Genomic DNA, 22,352 nt, shown 5'->3' with positions numbered 1-22,352 from the left:
CCCCCACTATTAATTCATCTAATTCATAATCCGGTATTCATTCGGCGACTGCCCCACCCGTTGCTTGAATAATCGCGTAAAATGCTGCGGATATTTAAAACCAAGTTCATAAGCAATTTGGCTGATTGATTTGCTTTGGTCAAATATCCTTTCTTTCGCGACATCAATCACTTTTGCTTGTATATATTCCTGCGCGGTTTTGCCGGTTTCTTTTTTTACCAGGTCGCCAAAATAACCTGGAGACAAGTGCAATTCATCTGCGCAGGAAGCCACAGAAGGCAAACCAATTGATTGAGGTTTATCAGATAAAAAATATTCATTCAACAAAGTCTCAAATCTTTCTAAAATTCCTTTGTGTACATTATCACGGGTAATAAACTGGCGGTCATAAAAACGAACACAATAGTTCAGAAAAAGCTCAATATTATCCAATATTAGGGTTTTACTGTGCTTGTCAATGGCATGTTCCAGTTCATATTCAATCTTTGAAAAACAATCCAACACAATTTTTCTTTCACGCTCTGATAAATGTAATGCCTCGTTTGATTGGTAACTAAAAAAAGTATAATCCTGAATGTGTTTTCCAAGAGGTGTTCCATGAATGAAATCAGCATCAAACACGAGTGCATAACCTTTTGGCTGATAGGTTTCTCCATTGCTGTTCACACCAGCCACTTGTCCCGGTGCGAGAAAAACTAACGTGCCTTCCTGGTAATCATAAGTGTGGCGTCCATAAACCAAATCGCCACATTTTACGTCTTTTAAAAAAATGGTGTAGAATCCAAAATACATTTTGGAGCCTTGCCGCGGATTTGCTTTTGACAAGTCAATAACACTCACCAGTGGGTGCAGTGTTTCATTATTGTTGAATATATTATAATCATTGATGGTTTCAAATCTTCTGATGTTATCCATACTGCTATCGTTTTTTCTATTTCAAAATTAGCGCTTTATTCGACCCTTCATTATTGAAGACCTGTTAATCAGCAATATTGGTAGATAAATCAGCAATTCATATACCATGCACACAAAAAAATGGAAAGACCTTTGTCCTGTAAAAATAAAAAATGCAACAAGTAAAATTAAATAACGGAATAGAAATGCCCATCCCGGGGTTCGGCGTTTTCCAGGTAAAAGATTTGGATGAATGCGAAAGAAGCGTGGTTGATGCCATTGAAACGGGTTATCGTTTGATTGATACAGCTCAATCTTATGGAAATGAAGAAGCCGTTGGTAAAGCAATAAAAAGAAGTGGCATATCAAGAGAAGAATTGTTTATCACCACCAAACTCTGGATACAATCCAAAGGTTATGTAGGAACAAAGAAAGCTTTTGAAAATTCATTGAAAAAATTGCAGTTGGATTACCTGGATTTATATCTTATCCATCAGCCTTACGGCGATATATATGGTGAATGGAGAGCTATGCAGGATTTATATAAAGAGGGAAAAGTGAGAGCGATTGGCGTAAGCAACTTTCAACCTGACAGGTTGATAGATTTGATTATTCATAATGAAATTGTTCCGGCCGTCAATCAAATTGAAACGCATCCGTTCCACCAGCAAATTGAAACACAAAAATTCCTGCAGGAAAATAATGTGCAGATAGAATCCTGGGGACCATTTGCAGAAGGCAAAAACAATTTATTTCATAATGAGTTGTTGCTTTCCATCGGAAAGAAATACAACAAAACCATTGCACAGGTTGTGATTCGCTGGCTTACGCAAAGAGGCATCGTTGCTATTCCAAAGTCAACGCACAGAGAAAGAATGGAAGAGAATTTCAACATTTTTGATTTTGAGCTAAGTGCAGAAGATATGGAAGCCATTAAAACATTAGATACCAATGCAAGTCTGTTCTTCGACCATCGTGACCCTGCAATGGTGAAATGGCTGGGAGAAAGAAAATTGGATGTTTAACTTATAGTTTATGCTCATTAAAAAAATAAAAAGCAATTATCATGAAAATTACAAAAATCGGTTCTCAACCTTCTGCAAAAGGACCGGAAGATTGGTTTACAGGTGCAGTGCGTATTGATGCTTTGTTTCAACCAAATGAATCGAGACGTGCAGCCGCTGCCAGCGTTACATTTGAACCAGGTGCAAGAACTGCGTGGCATACGCATCCTTTAGGACAAACTTTAATTATTACATCCGGCTCTGGTTGGGTGCAAAGAGAAGGTGGTGCTGTTGAAGAAGTTTATCCGGGCGATATCGTTTGGTTTGAAGCAAATGAAAAGCATTGGCATGGCGCTACATCTACTACGGGTATGACACATATAGCCACACAGGAAAATTTAAATGGTAAAGTAGTTGAATGGATGGAAAAAGTTTCTGATGAACAATATAGTAGCTCTAAATAAAAAAAGATGAAAATTCCACGGTTCTTTTTGCGCCTTGTCTTTACGATAAGTATGATAAGCTTTTCTTTTTGCAGTAACACATTTGCGCAGAAAAAAAATCAAATGGTACGGCTGGCAAAACTTGTTATTGATTCGGCTCAACTTGAAAATTATAAAGCCATGCTTAAAGAAGAAATTGAAACTTCTATACGTATGGAGCCAGGCGTTCTTACTTTGTATGCAGTGTCCGAAAAAGATAAATCCACACACATCACGATTTTAGAAATTTATGCGGATACCACTGCATACAAGGAACATATAAAGACACCTCATTTCGTAAAATATAAAACAGGTACAATGAAAATGGTTAAGTCACTTGAATTGGTTGCAGCCAATCCCCTTATATCTGATATGAAAATAAAATAACACAACAATAATTAAATCGCAAAAAATTAAAAATCATACAAAAAAGGAAATCAGCAGAGGACTTGATAAATAATATCGGCAATAATCACAAAATTTAAAAACCTGTCGCCAGTAAAAGAACAAATAAACGCGATTCCTGTTTTAATAATTAATATGGATTGAAAAAGATTGAAAAAATGAGGAAACCTGATTTTAAATATATCCTGTCACTTGCAATTATCTTTTTTGCGGCTTGCAACCAGAATCAAAAGGCGGAAAATACAAAGCAGGAAAGAGTACTTGTTTTTCCGAGAGGAGAAAAAATTACGAATAAAAATTTTACGGGAACAGTCTACCTGCAAATGTTGATGGATGCGGATAGCCTTAATTCTACATCCGTTGGAAATGTAACGTTTGAACCCGGCGCCAGAAGCAACTGGCATTTACATCCGCAAGGACAAATATTATTAGTGACCAATGGCGTTGGTTACTACCAGGAAAAAGGACAATCCAAAAAAATACTTCGCAAAGGTGATGTGATAAAGTGCCCGCCCAATGTTCCGCACTGGCATGGTGCAAGCCCTGATAGTGAATTTATACAGGTTGCCATAACGGGAAGAGAAAACGGGCCAACGGTTTGGCTTGGGCCGGTAACGGATGAAGAGTATAATTCTATCCATAAATAATATTTCATTATTGTAAAAAATTAAACATCATGCAAAAAAGAAAATTAGGAAACCAGGGCCTCCAAGTTTCCGCTATAGGCTTAGGTTGTATGGGAATGAGTTTTTCCTATTATCCTTTTCCGGAAAAAGAAGATGCAATTAATCTCATTCGCAAAGCAGTAGAGCAGGGTGTCAATTTTTTTGATACCGCCGAAGTGTATGGCCCTTATGTCAATGAAGAATTGGTGGGTGAAGCACTTGAACCTTACAAAGACAAAGTCATCATCGCCACCAAATTTGGTTTCAATATTCAGGATGGAAAATCAATAGGCGTAAACAGCAAACCGGAACAAATAAGAAAGGCCGTTGAAGGTTCTTTAAAAAGATTAAGAGTTGATGTGATTGATTTATTGTATCAGCATCGTGTTGATCCAAATGTACCGATTGAAGATGTTGCCGGAACGGTAAAGGATTTAATTAAAGAAGGAAAAGTGAAATACTTCGGACTCTCAGAAGCAGGCGCACAAACTATTCGCCGTGCACACGCGATACAACCAGTTAGTGCTTTACAAAGTGAATACTCTTTATGGACACGCCAGCATGAAAAAGAAATTATTCCAACCATTGAGGAATTGGGAATTGGATTGGTGGCATATAGTCCTTTAGGCAAAGGATTTCTTACCGGAAAAATTGATGCAAATACGAAATTCCAACAGGGTGATTTCAGAAATACTTTGCCAAGATTTACAGAAGATGCACGAAAATCAAATCAGGCATTGTTAGATTTAATTGATGAATATGCCAAAGCAAAGAATGGAACGCCTGCACAAATCGCATTGGCATGGGTACTTGCACAAAAACCATGGATTGTACCGATTCCGGGTACAACAAAATTGCATCGCTTAAAAGAAAATATTGGTGCGGCAACAATTGAATTCACAACGGAAGAATTAAAACAGATTGAAGAAGTTTCTTCGCATATTAAAATAGAAGGCGGCCGCTATCCGGAAGCTTTGGAAAAAACAACGGGGTTGTAATTAGCTAAAGGACTTATTTGCTAATGTGATAATTTGAACAAAATAGGAATTGTCTGAATTTGTTCGTTTACTGTGGAATATTAGAATCAAAATATTTAAGTAAATCAAAATAAAAAATCATGAAAAAATCGCTATATCTAATGATAGTATTGCTTGTTGCTCTTTCTACTACAGTGATGGCACAGGACGCTTCAGTTTTTCCAAAAGGAGAAATAGGTAAAAACACGAACAATTACACCGGAACTATCTGGCTGAATGAATTAAGTAAGCCGGATAGTATTTTCAAATTCGGTGTAGCCCAAGCGGTCTATGCACCGGGTTCAAAATTAGATTGGCATATTCATCCCGGCGGTCAAATTTTATTAATTACCGAAGGCACCGGCTATTACCAGGAAAAAGGAAAGCCAGTACAAATGGTACACAAAGGCGATGTTATCAAATGCGCACCTGGCGTAGAGCATTGGCACGCGGCAGCGCCAAACAGCAGCTTTGCTTATGTTGCCATTTCGCCCTCAGAAAAAGGAAAAACAATATGGCTGCAAAGAGTGACCGATGCAGAATATAATAGCGTAAAATAAACATCATTCCACAACAAAATTTCTTAACTATAAACCATATAAATTAAAACACATGAAAGCAAAAATAATCGGGCTGTTTCTTTTAACAATGATTGTGCAATCGTCCTTTGCACAGCAGCCGCCCACCGAAACCATTAAAACTTCCACCAATAACACACCTGAACAACAGGAAATTATCAACCTTTCCAAACAAAAATGGGATTGGATGGCCGATAAAAATGTAGATTCTTTGAATGTGCTGTTTGATGACAAATGTATGTTTACTCACATGGGAGGAACATGGGGAAAACAACCAGAACTTGAAACAATTAAAAGCGGTGGTATATGGTATAAGAAAGCTGAGGTTTACTCAGTTACAGTCAACCTGTTTAATGACAACAACACGGCAATTCTTTTAAATGATATTGACCTGCTGGCTGTTGTTGGCGGAAGGGAAGTTACCAATCCTTTTATGGTGACCGAAGTATATATCAAAGAAAACGGCAAATGGAAAATGGCTCAGCTCACTTTCTCCCACCTGATGAGGCCCGTAAAAATGAAAAACAGTAATAGCAATAATAACACGCAGTAGCATTCACGCCAATAAATAACCATAAAAAAATAAAGCGATGAAAAAAATAAATTCTTGTATGCGTCTTTTCACATTTGGCATTGTCACTTTGGTAAGCACTGGCCTACTTACTAATCCAGTGTTTGCCCAGCAGGCCGATGAATCAAAACCCTATTCTGTTGGGAAACCGCTTGGTGTTTCCGGCAACCCACCGTCCGATGGGAACTTTCAAGCCATGTCATCCAATGTAAAAGTCTATGGCGGCATCTATTCAGCAGAAAGTTGTTCGTATGATCCGGAAAGCGAACTCATAGTGGTTCCAAACCGTGGCCTGCCACAATCTATGCAGGCTAATGATGCCTGGGTTTCCCTCATCAACGACGATGGATCTGTTCATACTGTAAGATGGATTGGCGTCCAGCGGCCGGATGAACGTAAAAAACTTTCCCCGTCTCTTATATTAAATGAACCGTTTGGCAGTGATATCATGAAGGGCATTTTGTACCTGGCCGACCGCGATGGCGGTACAGGCAAAGATGATCCAAGTGTTGCCGTTATCCGCAAATTCAGTATGAAGACCGGAGAGCCAATCGGTGAAGTTAGAATTGAAGATGCCGGCTGGATCAATGATATTGAAGTGAAAGAAGACGGCACGATATACGGGACGGAAACTGGTGATTTTGGCAAACCCAATCCAAACCCGCAAACCTGGAAGGTTTGGAAAGTAACACCTGCAGGTGAAGCAACGGTTTTCGTGCAAGGTGCGCCTTTAAACGTACCTAATGGTATTGCTTTCGATCCGCAAGGCAATATTGTTGTTGTTAATTCCGGGAATGCCGATGTACTGACTTTTTCACAAGATGGTAAATTTTTAAAAACAGAAACCGCGGCGCAACCAGGAAGCGATGGCCTTGTCATTTTGCCCGATGGTACAAAATATGTGTGCAGTGTCTTTAATGGGGGTGTGTCCAGGATTCGACCGAGTAAGCCTGCTGAGTTAATTGCAAAAAATATTCCCAGCGCCGCTTCCATGTGTTATGATAGCAAGACGAATCAACTGGTCATCCCAATGAATGCAAACAACAGCCTTGCATTTATACCGATCGACTAAGCCATTTCTTTCCATTTATTCCATGAATAATACAACCATTCCTGTATGAATATCAAAATAAAAATTCGCGGTATTTGTTTGTTTACTGTTCTGTTTCTTCCTGCAATAATGCTGATAGCCGGATGCAATGACTCTGAACAGAAAAACGCAACCGCCGGGGTTATATGTGACCCGGATAACGGCGGAATTACGCTGCCCGAGGGGTTTTGCGCAACCGTTGTAATTGATAGTCTTGGTCTGCGCGACGACCACAGTGCCCGCCACATCGCTGTTTCGGATAATGGCGATATCTATATGAAAACACGAAGCGAGCAAGGAGGCATCGTAGCACTGCGTGATACCAATGGCGACCATCGGGCAGACATCATCAAATACTTTGGAAATATGAATGAAACCAAAGAAGGTATTTTGTGGGAATCGGGCATAGCCATTCACAACGGCTATCTATATGCTTCCAATACCACTTCTGTCTATCGCTGGCCTATGCCCAAAGATGGTGAACTCGTCCCCAAAGGTGAACCGGAAATGGTGGTCAGTGGTTTCCCGGAACAACAATCTCACAGGTCTAAATCATTCACTTTTGATAAAAGCGGTCACCTCTATGTAGCCGTTGGCGCTCCCTCAAATGCATGCCAGGTAGAAGAGCGTACTCCTGGTTCCCCGGGAATAGAACCGTGTCCTTTATTGGAAGAACACGGCGGTATTTGGCGCTTTGATGCGAACAAAACAAACCAAACTTTTAGTGCGGCTGCCCGTTATGCCACCGGTCTGCGCAACGTGGTTGGGCTTGACTGGAATACTACCACAAATTCGCTTTTTGTGATGCAGCATGGACGCGACCAACTGCACACGCTATGGCCGGATTTTTATACCGAAGAGGAAAGTGCGGAACTTCCGGCAGAGGCGATGTACCAGGTTAAAGAAGGCGACCGGTTTGCCTGGCCTTATGGATACTACGACCAACGAAAAGGTAAATTGATGCTTTCACCGGAATATGGCGGGAACGGTAAAATAACTATTTCTGAAAGCAAATTTGCCGGTCAGTTCAAAGAGCCTGTTATGGGTTTTCCCGGCCATTGGGCGCCTAATGATTTGCTTTTCTATACCGGCAAGCAGTTTCCCGAACGGTATCGTAACGGCGCGTTCATCGACTTCATGGGCTCATGGAACCGCGCTCCACTGCCACAAGGAGGTTATAAGGTTTTGTTTGTACCTTTCAAAGATGGAAAACCATCCGGCAATTATGAAACCTTTGCTGATGGTTTCGCAGGGATAAATCCAATTCCAGATCGCGGCGCAGCGAAATACCGTCCGATGGGCCTTGCAATGGGACCGGATGGAGCGCTCTATATTTCAGATTATAAAAAGGGTCGTATCTGGCGCGTCGTTTACACCGGAAAAACAACTTCGCCGACCAACACGAAGAGTTCGTTGAAGACGGAATCAACCAGTGTTGATCCTGCGAAAACCGTTGACATTTCATCACTCACCGGGGCGGAACTCTTCAAACAGATGGAGTGCGCTACTTGCCATACGGTTGATCCGAAGGTTCCTGCTTCCACCGGGCCTTCCCTGTTTGGGCTTTACGGAAGCAAAGTGAGTCTGCAAGGCGGCCATACTGTAATAGCAGACGAAGATTATCTCCACGAATCTATCGTAAAAGCAAACGCGAAAATCGTGGAGGGATATATGCCTGTCATGCCAAGCTACGAAAGTCGGCTAACGAAAGAAGAAGTGAACCGGCTCGTCTCTTATATGAAATCTTTATAAAGAGCAGATGAAAAATCTGCCTGGTTAATTAATACGTTTAAAAATCATTAAATCTAAATGGACTTTCACATTGCTGTTCACGGCATTCTTCGGGCTGATATCCTGTTCATCAAAGTCACAAAATACAATCGCTAAAAATGTAAATAAAGAAAACATTTTAATTGTGTATTTGTCAAGGACAAATAATACAAAGGCAGTTGCTGAAATAATACAGCAGAATGTGGGCGGAAAATTGGTTGCGCTTGAATTGCAAAAACCTTATCCTGAAAATTATAAAGCGACAGTTCAACAAGTGGTTGATGAAAATGCAAACGGCTACCTGCCTCCATTAAAAACAAAAATAGATAGCATAGAAAAGTACGATGTTGTATTTGTTGGTTTCCCTACATGGGATATGAAAATGCCGCCGCCCATGAAAAGTTTTTTACATCAATATGATTTAAGCGGAAAAACGATAATCCCTTTTAATACCAATGCGGGTTATGGCGTTGGAAGTGGTTTTGAAACCGTAAGAAAACTTTGCCCGAACAGTAAAGTATTGGAAGGATTTTCTACCAAAGGAGGAATCGAAAGAGATGGCGTTTTCTTTGTAATGAAAGGAGAAAAAGAAAAACAGGCGCAGGATGAAGTGAGGAAGTGGTTGCAAAAAATAGGAATGCTTTAAAAGTATTTAAATAATTGCTTTAAATGATACTGTTCAAAATCACCGGCATTCACGTTCTTTTATTTTAAACAAGTAAAGAAAGTGGTACGTTTTTCAGCAAGTCCAAGTATCTTTTGTAATCCCCTTTATCATTCAAATTCCGGAGATGAGTCACGTCTTTTATTCCCGATTTAAGGCCATTTTGTTTGCAAATTGTTTGCAAATAAAAAAAGCATTTATGATTTTTAAAACATAAATACTTGATTTTCAAGTGGGCCCACCAGGACTTGAACCTGGGACCACCTGATTATGAGTCAGGTGCTCTAACCAACTGAGCTATAGGCCCTATTATCTTTTTCAAATAATTTTAAGGTTTGCAAAAATAGAAAAATTCGCTAAGTCGACAGAATTAATTTTCTTTGAAGATGCAGAAAATAGAAAATATAATTTTTGACCTTGGCGGCGTCCTTTTCGACATTGATTACAACCTTACGCGCAAAGCTTTTGAAAAGCTCGGCGTTGCGAATTTTGATGAAATGTACTCACAGGTGGCGGCTGATAAACTCTTTCAAAAGCTCGAGACCGGCAAAATTTCTGAAGAAAATTTCTACAAAGAATTTAACCTCTGCACGGGCCTTCACCTTTCTGAGCAGGAAATCAATAAAGCGTGGAATGCAATGCTGCTGTCGTTTAGGGAAGGCAGCCTCAGTTACCTGAAAACCCTTACGCCGAGGTTTGGAATTTTTCTATTAAGCAATACTAATAATATTCATCGTAACTGTTTCTATCAAATTTACCATCAAAAGGAAAGAAGTAAATCGTTTGAGCAACTTTTTGATAAGGCATTTTATTCCTTTGAAATCGGCCTTCGAAAACCTGATGTGGATTGCTACGAGTGGGTGATAAATGATTTACAAATTGACGCCGGAACAACTTTGTTCATTGATGATTCAATAAATAACATCCATGGAGCGGGAAAAGCAGGCTTGCAAACCTTGCTGTTAACGCCAGAAATGAGAATTGAAACAGTGGGGCTATAAAAAATCAGGATTTATTTTTTAACTTCTTCAAAGTCAATATAATCGCCTTCTTTGGTGGAAGTGGTTTCCTGGCGTGGAGGAGCTTGTTGATTTTTATAATTTCTTAGATCATTTTGCATCTTTTCCTGCATCTCACCAAATTGTTTTTTTATTTTCTTTGACGATTGATACACCGGTATTATAAAATCAAAAATGAATTTATATAAAAGATACAACAGAAATATTTCAAGAGCGGTTTCTAAAAATTTCATCTAACAAAAATAAAGGTTTTCAATCAATTAGCCCTATCACGCGAATTTCTACAGCATCAAAAATTTGTTAAGTAATGGCGCGCGGCAAAACATAATTTGGACCGTAATTTCTAATTAATGTATCTTTGCAAGCGTAAAAGATTAGTGAAAGGGAACGGAAGCGTTCCCTTCTTTTATTTGAAAATAACAAGAACATGGGCATCTCTGCGGAAAGCGAGAAAATAGAAACCTTTGTGAAGGATTTTATTAAAGACAAAAAGGACCTGTTTCTGGTAGAGGTAAAAATAGCGCCGGGAAATAAGGTGACCGTTTTGCTGGATGGCGACAACGGAATCACTATTGACGATTGCACAGTTATCAATAAAGCGCTGTATAAATTTATAGAGGAAACCCAGGTTTTTGCATCTCATAATTTTTCTTTGGAAGTATCTTCTTTCGGTGTTGACAGGCCATTGCAGTTATTAAGACAGTTTAAGAAAAATATAGGCCGCAAGCTGGAGGTAGTGATGCACGATGGATCAAAATCCGAAGGAACGCTTGTTGATGTAAACGAAAATGAAATTAAAATAGAACAACAATCAGGTAAAGGAAATAAAATGACAAAAAAAACGACAACAATATTGTTTAATCAGATAAAGCACGCCACCGTGCTGATAACTTTTTAAAATAACAGTATGGCAAGTATCAATTTAATTGAATCCTTCCAGGAATTCAAAGACGCTGAAAATATAGACAGGCCTACTTTAATGAAAGTAATGGAGGATGTCTTTAAAACATTAATCCGCAAAAAATACGGATCTGATGAAAATTTTGATGTAATCGTTAACGACCAGAAAGGTGACCTCGAAATTTTCAGGCGCCGCACCATCGTTGAGGATGATGACTTGTATAATACGCTCACGGAAGTAGAATATAAAGATGCCATCAAAATAGAGCCTGACTACCAGGTAGGCGAAGAATTATATGAGGAAGTGGATATTCAAAAAGAATTTGGCCGCCGGGCCATACTTGCAGGCAAACAAACCTTAGCCAGCCGCATTAACGATCTTAAGAAAAATATTCTTATTAAAAAGTATGAAGACAGGATCGGCGATATCATCACAGGTGAGGTTTACCAGGTTTGGAAAAAGGAAATTTTGTTGTTAGATGAAGAAGGAAATGAAATGTTGCTTCCGAAATCAGAACAAATCCCTTCGGATTATTTCAAGAAAGGCGAAACCATAAGAGCAGTTGTAAAAAATGTAGAACTCAAAAACAACCAGGCAGTAATCATCGTTTCCAGAACAGATAATTCATTCCTCGCTAAATTGCTGGAAATTGAAGTTCCTGAAATTTTTGACGGCCTCATCGTGATTAAGAAAATCGTTCGCGACCCGGGAGAAAGAGCTAAAGTGGCAGTAGAAAGTTTTGATGATCGTATCGATCCGGTTGGCGCCTGTGTAGGTATGAAAGGAAGCCGTATTCATGGCATCGTTCGCGAATTAAAAAATGAAAATATCGACGTAATCAACTGGACTAATAATATTCAACTATTAATTCAGCGTTCGCTAACACCCGCAAAAATTACCAGCATGGATGTGGATATGGAAGCAAAACACGCGAGTGTTTATTTAAAGCCTGACCAGGTTTCACTGGCTATTGGTCGCCGCGGAGTAAACATTAAACTGGCATGTGAGCTTACCGGGCTTGAGATCGATGTATTCCGCGATAATGAAGGCGAAGTAGAAGAATATGATGTGGATCTGGACGAATTTACAGATGAGCTGGAAACATGGGTGATTGATGAACTAAAAAAGATTGGATGCGATACAGCGAAAAGCGTGTTAGACTTGTCTGATGAAGAACTGGAACGCAGAACTGATTTGGAAAAAGAAACTATCGCTGAGGTAAAAAAGATATTGAACGAAGAATTTTCGGACGAATAGCAGCAAATTATAAAATTACATTATTTGTTGCTTGACTATAAACAAAACAATAAAAATCACTTCAATAAAGAAGTAGGGAAAGATTAATGGCAGAAATAAATACACCACGGTTGATGGCTGCGGCCAAAGAGTTTAATATAGGTACTAATACTTTGATAGACTTTTTGGTATCAAAAGACTTTAGCAGCGATGATCTTAAGCCAAGTACCAAGCTTACGGAAGAGATGTACCGTGTCCTGCAGGTAGAATTTCAGCCGGATAAAGTAGCAAAGCAAAAGGCAGAACAAATCGATCTTCCAAAAAACACGCCTTCAGAAAATAAGAAGAGAAAGGATGAGCAGGATCTTTCATTTAATAAAAAAGAGCCTGCCAAACCGGTAAAAGAAGAAAAGCCGGTAGAGGAGAAAGCAGAAGAAATGATTGAGCCGGTTATTTCTGAAAAAGAAAGTGAAATCCCACAAAAGGATGCACCGGAAGTGGCAGAAATTAAAGTAGAAAATGATACGGAAAAAGCAGAGACAGTTCCTATTGAGCCGGCCCCGGTTGCAGAGATAGAAAAGATAGAAATTCCTGAAGTAGAAGGTCTTAAAATAGTTGATAAAATTGACCTTAGCCTGATCGATTCTTCGGTAAGGCCTAAAAAAGATTCAAAGAAAAAAGAGGCAAAAGGAAAAGTAAAGGGCGTCATTTCAAAAGAAGAGCCGCCGATTGAAACTGAAGAAGCACCCAAAGGGCCTGTGGCAGAACCTGAAAAAGAAGTTCCTGTTATCAGCAACATCAAAGCGGTAAAATTGGAAGGCCCGAAAATTATGGGAAAAATAGATCTGCCTGTTAATACAGAAACCCGTCCCAAGCCAGATGAGAGGCGAAAGCGTAAACGTATTATAGTTGATAAAAAACCAACCAATCACCCACCACGGCCGGGCGGCCCCAGCAGGCCACCTCATAGCGATAACAGGCCACAGGGCGGCAGGTTTAACAGAAATGCGCCTCCACGTCGCGAAGAAAAAGAAATTGACGAGAAAGAAATTCAGGATAAGATAAAAGAAACCCAGGCTAAGCTGGCCGGATCCGGCGGAAGAGGTAAAAGCCTTAAAGCCAAATACCGGAAGCAAAAGCGGGAAGAAGCAGCAGAAACTGTCGGGGAAGAATCTACAGAAAATAAACTACAGGTTACTGAATTTATTTCCGTTAGTGAATTTGCGAATTTGATGGATGTAAGCTTTGCAGATGTTATCAGCAAATGCATGAGCCTCGGTATCATGGTTTCTATTAATCAAAGGCTTGAGGCTGATGTGATAGAACTGGTGGCCAGTGAATTTAATTACGAAGTAGAATTTATTGACGTAGATACCCACAACGAAATAGATGAGGAAGAGGAAGAAGAAAATGAGGAAGATCTCGTTCCACGGGCTCCTATAGTTACCATCATGGGCCATGTGGACCATGGTAAGACTTCTTTGCTGGATTATATTCGCCATGCAAATGTAATTGCAGGTGAGGCAGGCGGAATTACACAGCACATTGGCGCCTATGAAGTACAAGTAAAAAACGGCCGCACCATTACCTTCCTCGATACTCCGGGTCACGAAGCGTTTACGGCAATGCGCGCCAGAGGCGCAAAAGTTACCGACATAGCTGTGATTGTAATCGCTGCGGATGATGCAGTAATGCCACAAACCAAAGAAGCTATCTCACATGCCCAGGCTGCGGACGTGCCAATGGTTTTTGCGCTCAACAAAATGGATAAAGAAGGAGCCAATCCTGAAAAAATAAAAGAACAACTGGCAGCGATGAATATTTTGGTGGAAGATTGGGGTGGAAAATATCAAAGCCAGGAAATCAGCGCCAAAAAAGGAGTTAATGTAGATGAGCTTTTAGATAAAGTTTTGCTTGAATCAGATTTGCTTGAATTAAAGGCAAACCCAAAAAGGCCAGCCAGCGGAAGCGTTATTGAAGCATCCCTGGATAAGGGCCGTGGATACGTAGCAACTATTTTAGTTCAAAACGGAACATTAAACCAGGGAGATCTTTTGGTATCCGGACAGCATTATGGCCGCATCAAAGCAATGTTTAACGAAAGAAATCAACGTATCAGTTCTGCACCTCCTTCTACACCGGTTCTTGTGCTCGGGCTTAACGGAGCGCCGCAGGCAGGAGAAACTTTCAAAGTATTTGAGGATGAGTCAGAGGCGAAAGATACCGCCAACAGAAGAGCCCAAATTCTTCGTGAACAAGGTATCCGCGCTAAAAAACATATCACGCTTGATGAAATTGGACGCAGGCTCGCTTTGGGTAATTTCAAACAATTGAACCTGCTTATCCGTGCAGATGTGGACGGCTCAGTAGAAGCTTTAAGTGATTCTTTACAAAAATTAAGTACAGAAGAAATTGCCGTGAGCATTGTTCACCAGGGTGTGGGTCAGATAACAGAAACGGATGTAATGTTGGCTACAGCTTCTGATGCTGTAATCATCGGCTTTAATGTTCGTCCTTCGCTCCAGGCTTCAAAAATAGCCGAGCATGAAGGAGTTGAAATAAAAACCTACTCAATCATTTACGACGCCATTGACGAAGTAAAGAGCGCAATGGAAGGAATGCTGGAACCAAAAATCCAGGAAAAAGTTTTGGGCATTGCAGAAGTAAAAGAAACCTACAAATTTGATAAGGCTACTGTTGCCGGTTGTATGGTGGTGGAAGGTAAAATAGCAAGGAACAACCGCGTACGTCTCGTAAGAGATGGCATCATTATCCATAATGGCGAGCTGGGAAGCCTCAAGCGGTTTAAGGACGATGTGAAAGAGGTAAACAACAATATGGAATGTGGCCTTACCTTAAGAAATTACAACGATTTAAAAGCAGGAGATATGGTAGAGGCTTTCGAGGAAATCGAGATAAAAAGAACATTGTAAGCTTCCAAACCATCACTTTCTTAACAAAAGAACGCTATCTTTTAACTTTCCCGAAAATTAACTCATCAATTAGCATTGTATTTTTGAGAAATTAATTTTTTTTAAATCAGAGGGCGTCAACTGTTTTCCCGAATTCAAATATTTTCAATGAAAAAAGTATTTTTCACTGTTTGTTCTGTCATTTTCACGTTCACTTCTTTTGCGCAGACAAAAAAGGTGCTGGCAGATAAAATTATCGCCACAGTAGGCGATAAAATTATTTTGCGAAGTGACATCGAAAACAGCATTCATGACATGCAAAGGCAAAATATTTCTGTTCCGCCCAACGCATCCTGCCTCTTGCTTCAGCAGGCGCTCGCTTTAAAAGCGCTGGTAATCCAGGCAGAAAGAGATTCTCTTCCCGTTTCTGATGAAGATGTAGATGCAGAAATAGATAATAAAATCCGCTATTACATTCAACAATATGGCTCCAAAGAAATTTTGGAACAAGTTGCGGGGAAAACCGTTTTTCAACTCAAGGAAGAATTTAAGCCAGTGGTCAGGGACCAAAAATTAGCTGCTGCTGAACGCGACAAAATTGTAGGCAATGTAAGAATTACGCCCAAAGAGGTGGAAGCTTATTATAATAAAATTCCCAAAGATAGTCTTCATTTTTACGAATCGCAGTTGGAAGTAGGTCAAATTGTAATTTATCCCAAACCAAGCCGCGATCTTGAAAATTATGCCATTGATCAATTGAAGGAATACAAAAAAGAAGTTGAAGACGGAAGCAAAAAGTTTGAAGTGCTGGCTTCTCTCTTTTCAGATGATCCCGGAAGCAAAGATAAAGGAGGCATGTACGAAATTAACCGTAATGAAACTCAATTTGATCCTGTTTTTTTAGCAAAAGCCTTTAGCCTGAAAGACGGGCAGATATCCAATGTTTTCAAAACCAAATTTGGCTATCATATAATCCAAATGGTGAGCCGCCGTGGCGATGATGCTACCATTCGCCACATTTTGAAAGTTCCACAGGTAAGTTCTGTTGAAATTAATGCCGCCAAAGAAAAACTCGATTCTATCCGCACATTGTTGGTTGATGGAAAACTTCAATTTGGGGAGGCAGTTTCCAAATTCAGTGAAGACGATGCCAGCAAATTTACCGGCGGGCTCATTACCGGCCCGGATGGACAGTCTACTCTTTTGTCCATTGATCAGCTTGACAAAGATCTTGTTCTCAGGCTCAAAGATTTAAAAGTAGGCGAGTACTCATCACCCGAAGAATATATGGACCCATCCAGTGGAAAAAAGGCAGTAAGAATTGTAGAGATAAAGTCTGAAACACAGCCACACCGCGAAAACCTGAAGGATGATTATGATAAAGTAGCCCAAAGAGCACTGGAAGAAAAAAAGAACCAGGCGCTCGATGACTGGTTTGCACAAAAAATGTCCGGCTTCTATATCAATGTTTCAAAGGATTATGCATCCTGCCCCGAAGTGAAAGACTGGACAGGCGAAAGGACTACTGCCGGCAATTAACGTGTTTGCTTCTTTCCGATAGTTTAAAAATAAAATTTAGCGTATTTATTGCTTTACTGCTATTCTATTGAAATCAATTAAGCCTTCTATTAAGTTCTGTTGACAGGCTTAATAAAAAACTTCCGCTTTTTGGGCGAAAGTTTTTAAAATTTTCATTTCTGAAGGTTACTGGTTTTTCAAGGACGGTTTCGGCTGGATTAAGGCCGGTTTTCATCGGGATAAATATTTTTCAAAAGGATAGATTCAAAAAAAAGAAGTTGACTGATATCGGATTATTGGTTTTTACTGGATTAAGGGAATCGGTATTTTTCAATGGATTTGGATTTGACGATTAATGTCTGTTGAACATCAATCAACTTCTGAGAACAAAGATAGGCCGCGCTACAACACTGCACAAGCGCAAAACTGACTGATTTTTTTGATACTGAATTTACTGTGTAAATAGTAAATCTACGAACATTCATAAACGTTTATTTTCCTTCAATGGCTTGTACCAGGTCTTTCCCGCTTTCTTTTGATGCCGGAGATAATGCATTGTAGCCCTAAACTCGGTCAAAGCAGGATACACCATGCTAAAAGACAAAACAGCGGATAAAAGACAAAGAGTGCACCAAGCATCCACAATAAAAGCCTGGAGGATAATTAAGAAGATGCTTACCAGCGCCATCAATACTACTAACAGGAAATATAAAATTACAATCCATGGGCTTGCGTACCATCGGCTTTCATTGCCAATGGAAACCAAAATTACATCGCACAGATATCCAAAAGCACCCAAAATTCCGTCGGGTATGGGTAATGATTTGGAAAAGGAAGACTTCAATACGTTTTGTGTTCCATTTCCAAAAAATGGTTCCCATACGGTTTCAAATACTTTTAATTCATACAGCCCGAGATAAAGGGCAACAAAAAATCCGGCTACTGCCAAAAATAGCAGTGCCTTTCGTTTTTCCCACGAAGAAGGATTTGATTTGAAGCCTGTCGGAATATTATCATTGGTCTTTTCCATTTAATAGTGATAGTTAGAAAAATTAAGCTCATGAGGCAATCGGAATAGTAAAGTTTTGGTTTTCCCAGTGATTTGCTTTTTTCCAAAAAAAAGTAAAGTAAATTTTATCGGTTTCTACTTCTTTTAATTCAATGTCTGCAACATGAATTCCTAACCGTGTGTCACGAGTATCCGTATCATAAGTTGTTTTCCATTTATCTGCCGACCATCTCACCGTAGCTTCCGCCTGTAATTCTATCCGAAGATTTTTCCCTTTGGGAATCACCGCGCATGGCCATGAAAAGCGCCAAACTGCAAATGGACACACTGTTTTCTTTTTAATATACCGCTCTTCCGTATGCGGCGACATATCGAATATTTTCTTCTGCTTAATAGAATAACACAGTTTGATATACTCAGAATGCGCCCACACAAGTGGCATGGCCGAACCGGAGTGCTGCCCAAAAAACAATTCTTTTTCGGGAATATCATCAGTATCCCAAATTTGTTCTGGTATCAATCCGTTATTGGCAAACTTATCCATTGATTTAATAATTTCTTTCGCACCCGCAATATTGCCTGCGGCAATTTCATAATGCCCCCTTTCGCCCGCAAGCAAAGGCCATGCTCTGCCTATACCATTGCCATTTTGCGGAAAGGTATTGCCCTCTTTGTCCTCTCCATACCCATCATTCGTATAGCGGTGCCAGCAGGGCCCGTTGGGTGTATCCACTTTCAATTTGGCGTCAATAACCTTGATGGTGTTCAAAATTTTGGGGTCGTCCGGAGCACGTAAACCAAACCTTACGAGCGCCAAAGCATCCACGCAAATCAGTTCCCAAAGGTGCATTTTTCCATTATCAGGATTTCTGTTCTGTATTACGATAGTATTATTTTTTACTTCTTCCGCATTTTGTTGGGTAGGATTTATCCGCATATAATAGCCGTCAACTCCCACTTCTTTTGAAAGCGGAGTATCGGTTACATAAGTCCAGTTTTCAATTTCGCCATTCCAATAATCTGCGGTTTCACGGCAATACTTCGCCATTTCCTTATCGTTGTCAATTTCGGCAAGATGCGCAGCGCTAAGCAACGCCGTAATTTCGGCAGCCAAAGTAAACGCAGTGAGGCCCGGCTCTTCTTCCCAGCGGTCTTCCTGCGTGGAGGGCCCATGAATAATCAGAAAAGAAAGCGCTTTTTTGATTCCGGGCCAATATCTTTTCAACCTGTCAGGTTCAATTTGCTTAATGTGATGGCATTTATCTACCAGGATAATGGGTAGTGCGATTTCATCCATTTGTAGCCCTTTCCAGTTTGGCATTCCTCCCAACCACAAATTCTGGCTCCATCGTCCGTCTTCCTCCTGTGTTGCCATCAGGTAATTCAGAATTTGCAACACCTGCTTTTTCGAATTCATTGCTAAAAAGCCACCGGAAGTTTCTACCAAATCGCGGGGCCATACCAGGTGGTACCCTGCCTCGTCATCATCACCTTTTGTTTCTCCCCAGGGAATGGAAAGACTGGCCACTATACCTCCGGGAAATTTTTTGGACTGATGAATGTTTAATACAGTTGCGCTGGTTCTGAAATGCTTGCCAATAGCGTTTCTGTCAGACTTAACGCTATGCAATTGCTTTTGAAACTTTTTCCATCCATCAACATATCTTTCCAGTGAAACATCGAATCCATCCAGCAAACTGGCCCATGCGTGGTGGGCTGCATCTTCTTCCATCGCGCCAAAGCTGATAGCAATCACAAACTCCTGTGTTTTTGAAACATCAATTTCTGCCGTTAATGCAATATTTCCATTGTGCGCCGCCTTATATTGCCATTCCATTTTTTTATGCTGTTTCACATCGGTAAACCCGTCCGAAATGCCAACATAACCTGCTGAGCGTTTTATAAAATCTGCATAAAAACAAGCTACGGCCAGCGTTACGCCTTCGCGGTTTGCAAAAAGCATAGGAACGCCTTTATACTCCGCTACCCATCCATCATTATTTCCTCCCTTGTCATTAATGTGAGGCGAAAGGAGAAGAAAAAGCTTAAGGTTGGAAGAATCGGTTTTTTTTGCCGGCTTGAATTTTACCCGTTGCAACACGGTTTCCCGACCGGGGTCGGTAATAATTTCCTTTTCGATGGTATATCTCTTTTGCCTGCAAGTATTTACAATTTTAAAAGCCGGTATTCCCTCGGCCACCCATTTCACTGAATGGTTTGTATCTCTTTTTTCTTCAGAAAAAAAATCTGCGCCATCTGTAACCAGGAATTCCATGTCCCTGATGCTCGCTAAATCTTCTCTCGGATAATAGATTTCATCTAAAATGCCATGACTGATGGTAAATATGACACCTGAAGAATCGTCGAAAGCCTTGCCTAAACCGGATTTTGCACTTGAGGTCCATCGCGCGGCAATACCAGGAGCTCCCGGCGCATTATTATTATCTGACATAGATCTTAAATTTTTATTAATGCGAGGCCGCTTTTTTCGTCCATTTCTCTTTTTAAATAGAGCGGGGATTCATCCAAAATAATTTCCAGGGTAGGATGCACGGTGCCCTTTACAAGATGCCCTCCAAAAGCTGAGCCTTTTTCATCTGCCAACACTACATGGGCGTGCACCTTATATTCATCTTTATACACGGAAATATCACCCACCAGTGATACCACTTCCATTTGCTGATTAAACCGGTTTTTTTTATAATCTTTAATTGAAAAATTAAAAAATCCCACAGTGGTATCACTGAAAGCGCCAATAGCAGTGAACCGGGATGCAGAGAGCTTTATTTTTTTGGCAAAAGATTTTATTTGCTCCATAGCTTCTTCGCCGTCGTCCAAAATAATCGCATAGGTTTTTTGCTTGTCGTCGTTTATCAGTTTATAATTCATGGTGATTTGTTTGTTTACTGTGAGTTTTTAATTTTCATTGCTTTTATTACTTTTCAATAATACAGAAGCGCATACTCCTCCGGCAATCGCACCAAGTATTCCGAAGGTTATTTTTTTATGCGTTGCCATCCAGGTTTCAGGGCTAAAGGTGGCGGATTCCTTATCAAATGAGCCATGAGCGCCATGGTCTCCCGGCAAGGGATGCCATAAATTATTTTGCCTGTCCGGAGATTCGGGCTCATCGGTTTGCTGCCCGCTATAACCTGTTTTTGCAAGGTATTCATCTAAAAACCCGGGAGCTACTTTATTGCCCCAAATCGTTTTAACAGTAGGGTAGCCTACATACAATTCTCTTTCTGGATCCCTTGCAATACTAACCACCGCTCGTGCGGCCACTTCCGGCTCAAAAATTTTGCCCATAGGTTTGGGCTTGTTTTTAAGATAGCTTTTTACCCAACTGAATTGGGTGGTATTCATGGCAGGCAACTGCACCATGCTTAACTTCACATTGCTTTTGTCTTTAATCAGCTCACTTCTCAGCGATTCGAAAAAACCATGGATAGCATGCTTGGCGCCACAATAGGCAGATTGAAGCGGAATGCCACGGTAAGCCAGTGCAGAGCCTATCAAAATAATAGTTCCCCTGTTTTTTGGAAGCATTCTTTTTAAGGCAGCCGAGGTGCCATATACCTGGCCGAGATAAGTAACATCAGTAACATGTTCAAAATCCCGCGCTTCGATTTTTTTGAACGGGCCAAAAACGCTTATCATCGCATTGTTGATCCACACGTCTATGCTGCCAAAATGGTTTTCAATATTTTGCGCGGCTTCTTCCACGGCATCGGCATTGCTCACATCGCATTGAGCTATATACCCGTGTCCTCCTAATTCTTCCACCTCTTCATTTGCTGCCCTTAAACCATCAAGGCCTCTTGCGATTAGTCCTACATTGGCCCCATGAGCGGCAAATTCTCTTGCCATCGCTCTTCCCAGGCCGGCTGAAGCGCCTGTGATTACAACTGTCTTTCCTATAAAATCCTTTTTCATAAATCAATTTTTAAATTATCAAAATTTTATCGCCGATGACGAATTCTGAGCTACGCTTATGTATCTGAATCGTCCTTTATTTTACGGTACATTTCGAACTTGTCGTCTGAATTGGCATATTTCTTCTTTTTTTTATTTTTCCCCTCGCAATACACCGCGTCAAAAACAAGACCGGCGGTAGCCGCATAAATTAAATGATGGCCTATATCAATGGCGATGGATTTTGGATCCTGCTCAGTGAGCGGCTTCGCTACTCTTAATGAGGGTAACATAATGGATTTGCCACCCCACAATGTGAAAAAATGAAGGGCAGTAGCAGCAAGGCCTCTTAACCCGGCCAGGCTCAATGTGCTCCTGATGAGGCCCAAAGATGTGCCATAAGCCCAATGCACTTCCTGAGAAACCTGCTGGCTTTTACTTTCTGATACGGGCTTTACGTCCAGAACTTCCCTTACGGCATTTGCGGGAGTGTCGCTTGGTTTGCGACCCGTAATTTCCATTTCTATTCTCTGAGAAACGGTTATGGCAAAGGTGCCGGCGAAACCTGCTATCAAACCCACGCCTATGGCTGTACCAATATCTTTTAACGTTGTTTCTTTATTTTTTTTGCTCATAGTTTTTATTTTAAGATGATGAATTTATACCCGGTAAACAGACTTTTAACCCGTTTTTTTATTTATCC

At 40.5% G+C, this 22,352-nt stretch carries 22 protein-coding genes and 1 tRNA gene; 15 read left to right on the top strand and 8 right to left on the bottom strand.

Translation table 11 applies throughout. The features are described from left to right. Positions 1–18: 18 nt before the first annotated feature. A complete protein-coding gene (locus EFY79_RS03560) occupies positions 19–915 on the bottom strand; it encodes a helix-turn-helix domain-containing protein (protein WP_123119311.1) in 897 nt (298 codons plus the stop codon). Between the two features lie 152 nt (positions 916–1,067). Here EFY79_RS03560 and EFY79_RS03555 point away from each other — a divergent pair, with 152 nt between their 5' ends. The 10 genes from EFY79_RS03555 to EFY79_RS03510 all read left to right on the top strand — a co-directional run bounded on the left by EFY79_RS03555 (position 1,068) and on the right by EFY79_RS03510 (position 9,121). Then, entirely contained in the window at positions 1,068–1,919 is an 852-nt protein-coding gene (locus EFY79_RS03555; RefSeq protein ID WP_123119310.1) for an aldo/keto reductase, read from the top strand. A 41-nt stretch (positions 1,920–1,960) separates the two neighbouring features. Beyond that, a complete protein-coding gene (locus EFY79_RS03550; protein WP_123119309.1) occupies positions 1,961–2,362 on the top strand; it encodes a (R)-mandelonitrile lyase in 402 nt (133 codons plus the stop codon). A 6-nt stretch (positions 2,363–2,368) separates the two neighbouring features. After that, positions 2,369–2,767, top strand: coding sequence for a putative quinol monooxygenase (locus EFY79_RS03545; protein ID WP_233577912.1), 399 nt, complete (start codon positions 2,369–2,371; stop codon positions 2,765–2,767). Between the two features lie 158 nt (positions 2,768–2,925). Further along, complete coding sequence (locus EFY79_RS03540; RefSeq protein ID WP_233577911.1) at positions 2,926–3,432, top strand: cupin domain-containing protein; 507 nt, start codon at positions 2,926–2,928, stop codon at positions 3,430–3,432. 29 nt (positions 3,433–3,461) lie between these two features. Then, on the top strand, positions 3,462–4,448 hold the full coding sequence (locus EFY79_RS03535) for an aldo/keto reductase (RefSeq protein WP_123119308.1): 987 nt from the start codon (positions 3,462–3,464) through the stop codon (positions 4,446–4,448). Between the two features lie 119 nt (positions 4,449–4,567). After that, positions 4,568–5,026, top strand: coding sequence for a cupin domain-containing protein (locus EFY79_RS03530; RefSeq protein ID WP_123119307.1), 459 nt, complete (start codon positions 4,568–4,570; stop codon positions 5,024–5,026). 52 nt (positions 5,027–5,078) lie between these two features. Further along, positions 5,079–5,597, top strand: a complete 519-nt coding sequence (locus EFY79_RS03525; protein ID WP_123119306.1) for a nuclear transport factor 2 family protein — start codon at positions 5,079–5,081, stop codon at positions 5,595–5,597. Between the two features lie 214 nt (positions 5,598–5,811). After that, a complete protein-coding gene (locus tag EFY79_RS03520; protein ID WP_199727430.1) occupies positions 5,812–6,687 on the top strand; it encodes an SMP-30/gluconolactonase/LRE family protein in 876 nt (291 codons plus the stop codon). 45 nt (positions 6,688–6,732) lie between these two features. Next, a complete protein-coding gene (locus EFY79_RS03515; RefSeq protein WP_123119305.1) occupies positions 6,733–8,457 on the top strand; it encodes a PQQ-dependent sugar dehydrogenase in 1,725 nt (574 codons plus the stop codon). Positions 8,458–8,620: 163 nt separating this feature from the next. Next, positions 8,621–9,121, top strand: coding sequence for a flavodoxin family protein (locus EFY79_RS03510; RefSeq protein WP_262683538.1), 501 nt, complete (start codon positions 8,621–8,623; stop codon positions 9,119–9,121). A 251-nt stretch (positions 9,122–9,372) separates the two neighbouring features. On the opposite strand, the gene EFY79_RS03505 is transcribed toward EFY79_RS03510, so the two are convergent. Beyond that, positions 9,373–9,446, bottom strand: a tRNA-Ile gene (locus EFY79_RS03505). 79 nt (positions 9,447–9,525) lie between these two features. On the opposite strand from EFY79_RS03505, the gene EFY79_RS03500 reads away from it, so the two are divergent. Next, positions 9,526–10,140: an HAD family hydrolase gene (locus EFY79_RS03500; protein WP_123119303.1), complete on the top strand. Its 615-nt coding sequence runs from the start codon at positions 9,526–9,528 to the stop codon at positions 10,138–10,140. A gap of 11 nt (positions 10,141–10,151) precedes the next feature. Here EFY79_RS03500 and EFY79_RS03495 read toward each other — a convergent pair whose 3' ends face one another. After that, positions 10,152–10,391: a hypothetical protein gene (locus tag EFY79_RS03495; RefSeq protein ID WP_123119302.1), complete on the bottom strand. Its 240-nt coding sequence runs from the start codon at positions 10,389–10,391 to the stop codon at positions 10,152–10,154. A 194-nt stretch (positions 10,392–10,585) separates the two neighbouring features. On the opposite strand from EFY79_RS03495, the gene rimP reads away from it, so the two are divergent. From rimP to EFY79_RS03475, 4 genes are all read left to right on the top strand, one after another. Continuing rightward, positions 10,586–11,056, top strand: coding sequence for a ribosome assembly cofactor RimP (rimP, locus tag EFY79_RS03490; protein WP_123119301.1), 471 nt, complete (start codon positions 10,586–10,588; stop codon positions 11,054–11,056). Positions 11,057–11,065: 9 nt separating this feature from the next. Continuing rightward, on the top strand, positions 11,066–12,316 hold the full coding sequence (gene nusA, locus EFY79_RS03485; RefSeq protein WP_123119300.1) for a transcription termination factor NusA: 1,251 nt from the start codon (positions 11,066–11,068) through the stop codon (positions 12,314–12,316). Between the two features lie 86 nt (positions 12,317–12,402). Continuing rightward, positions 12,403–15,228 carry a translation initiation factor IF-2 gene (infB, locus tag EFY79_RS03480; protein WP_123119299.1) on the top strand — a complete coding sequence of 942 codons (2,826 nt, stop codon included), beginning with the start codon at positions 12,403–12,405 and terminating at the stop codon, positions 15,226–15,228. Between the two features lie 147 nt (positions 15,229–15,375). Then, complete coding sequence (locus EFY79_RS03475; protein ID WP_123119298.1) at positions 15,376–16,746, top strand: peptidylprolyl isomerase; 1,371 nt, start codon at positions 15,376–15,378, stop codon at positions 16,744–16,746. Positions 16,747–17,206: 460 nt separating this feature from the next. Here EFY79_RS03475 and EFY79_RS03470 read toward each other — a convergent pair whose 3' ends face one another. Genes EFY79_RS03470 through EFY79_RS03450 form a run of 5 tightly spaced genes read right to left on the bottom strand, consistent with a single transcriptional unit; the run spans position 17,207 to position 22,284 of the window. Further along, entirely contained in the window at positions 17,207–17,755 is a 549-nt protein-coding gene (locus EFY79_RS03470; protein ID WP_123119297.1) for a vitamin K epoxide reductase family protein, read from the bottom strand. Positions 17,756–17,783: 28 nt separating this feature from the next. Continuing rightward, a complete protein-coding gene (locus EFY79_RS03465; RefSeq protein ID WP_123119296.1) occupies positions 17,784–20,186 on the bottom strand; it encodes a glycoside hydrolase family 15 protein in 2,403 nt (800 codons plus the stop codon). 5 nt (positions 20,187–20,191) lie between these two features. Then, complete coding sequence (locus EFY79_RS03460) at positions 20,192–20,623, bottom strand: PPC domain-containing DNA-binding protein (RefSeq protein ID WP_123119295.1); 432 nt, start codon at positions 20,621–20,623, stop codon at positions 20,192–20,194. A gap of 27 nt (positions 20,624–20,650) precedes the next feature. Then, positions 20,651–21,670, bottom strand: coding sequence for an SDR family oxidoreductase (locus EFY79_RS03455; protein ID WP_123119294.1), 1,020 nt, complete (start codon positions 21,668–21,670; stop codon positions 20,651–20,653). Positions 21,671–21,726: 56 nt separating this feature from the next. Further along, entirely contained in the window at positions 21,727–22,284 is a 558-nt protein-coding gene (locus tag EFY79_RS03450; RefSeq protein WP_199727429.1) for a hypothetical protein, read from the bottom strand. Positions 22,285–22,352 lie beyond the last annotated feature (68 nt).

This window comes from Hanamia caeni (assembly GCF_003721595.1).
Classification (GTDB): domain Bacteria; phylum Bacteroidota; class Bacteroidia; order Chitinophagales; family Chitinophagaceae; genus Ginsengibacter; species Ginsengibacter caeni.
Note: the sequence above shows the minus strand (reverse complement) of the source record. Positions and strands in the feature narration are given on the sequence as shown.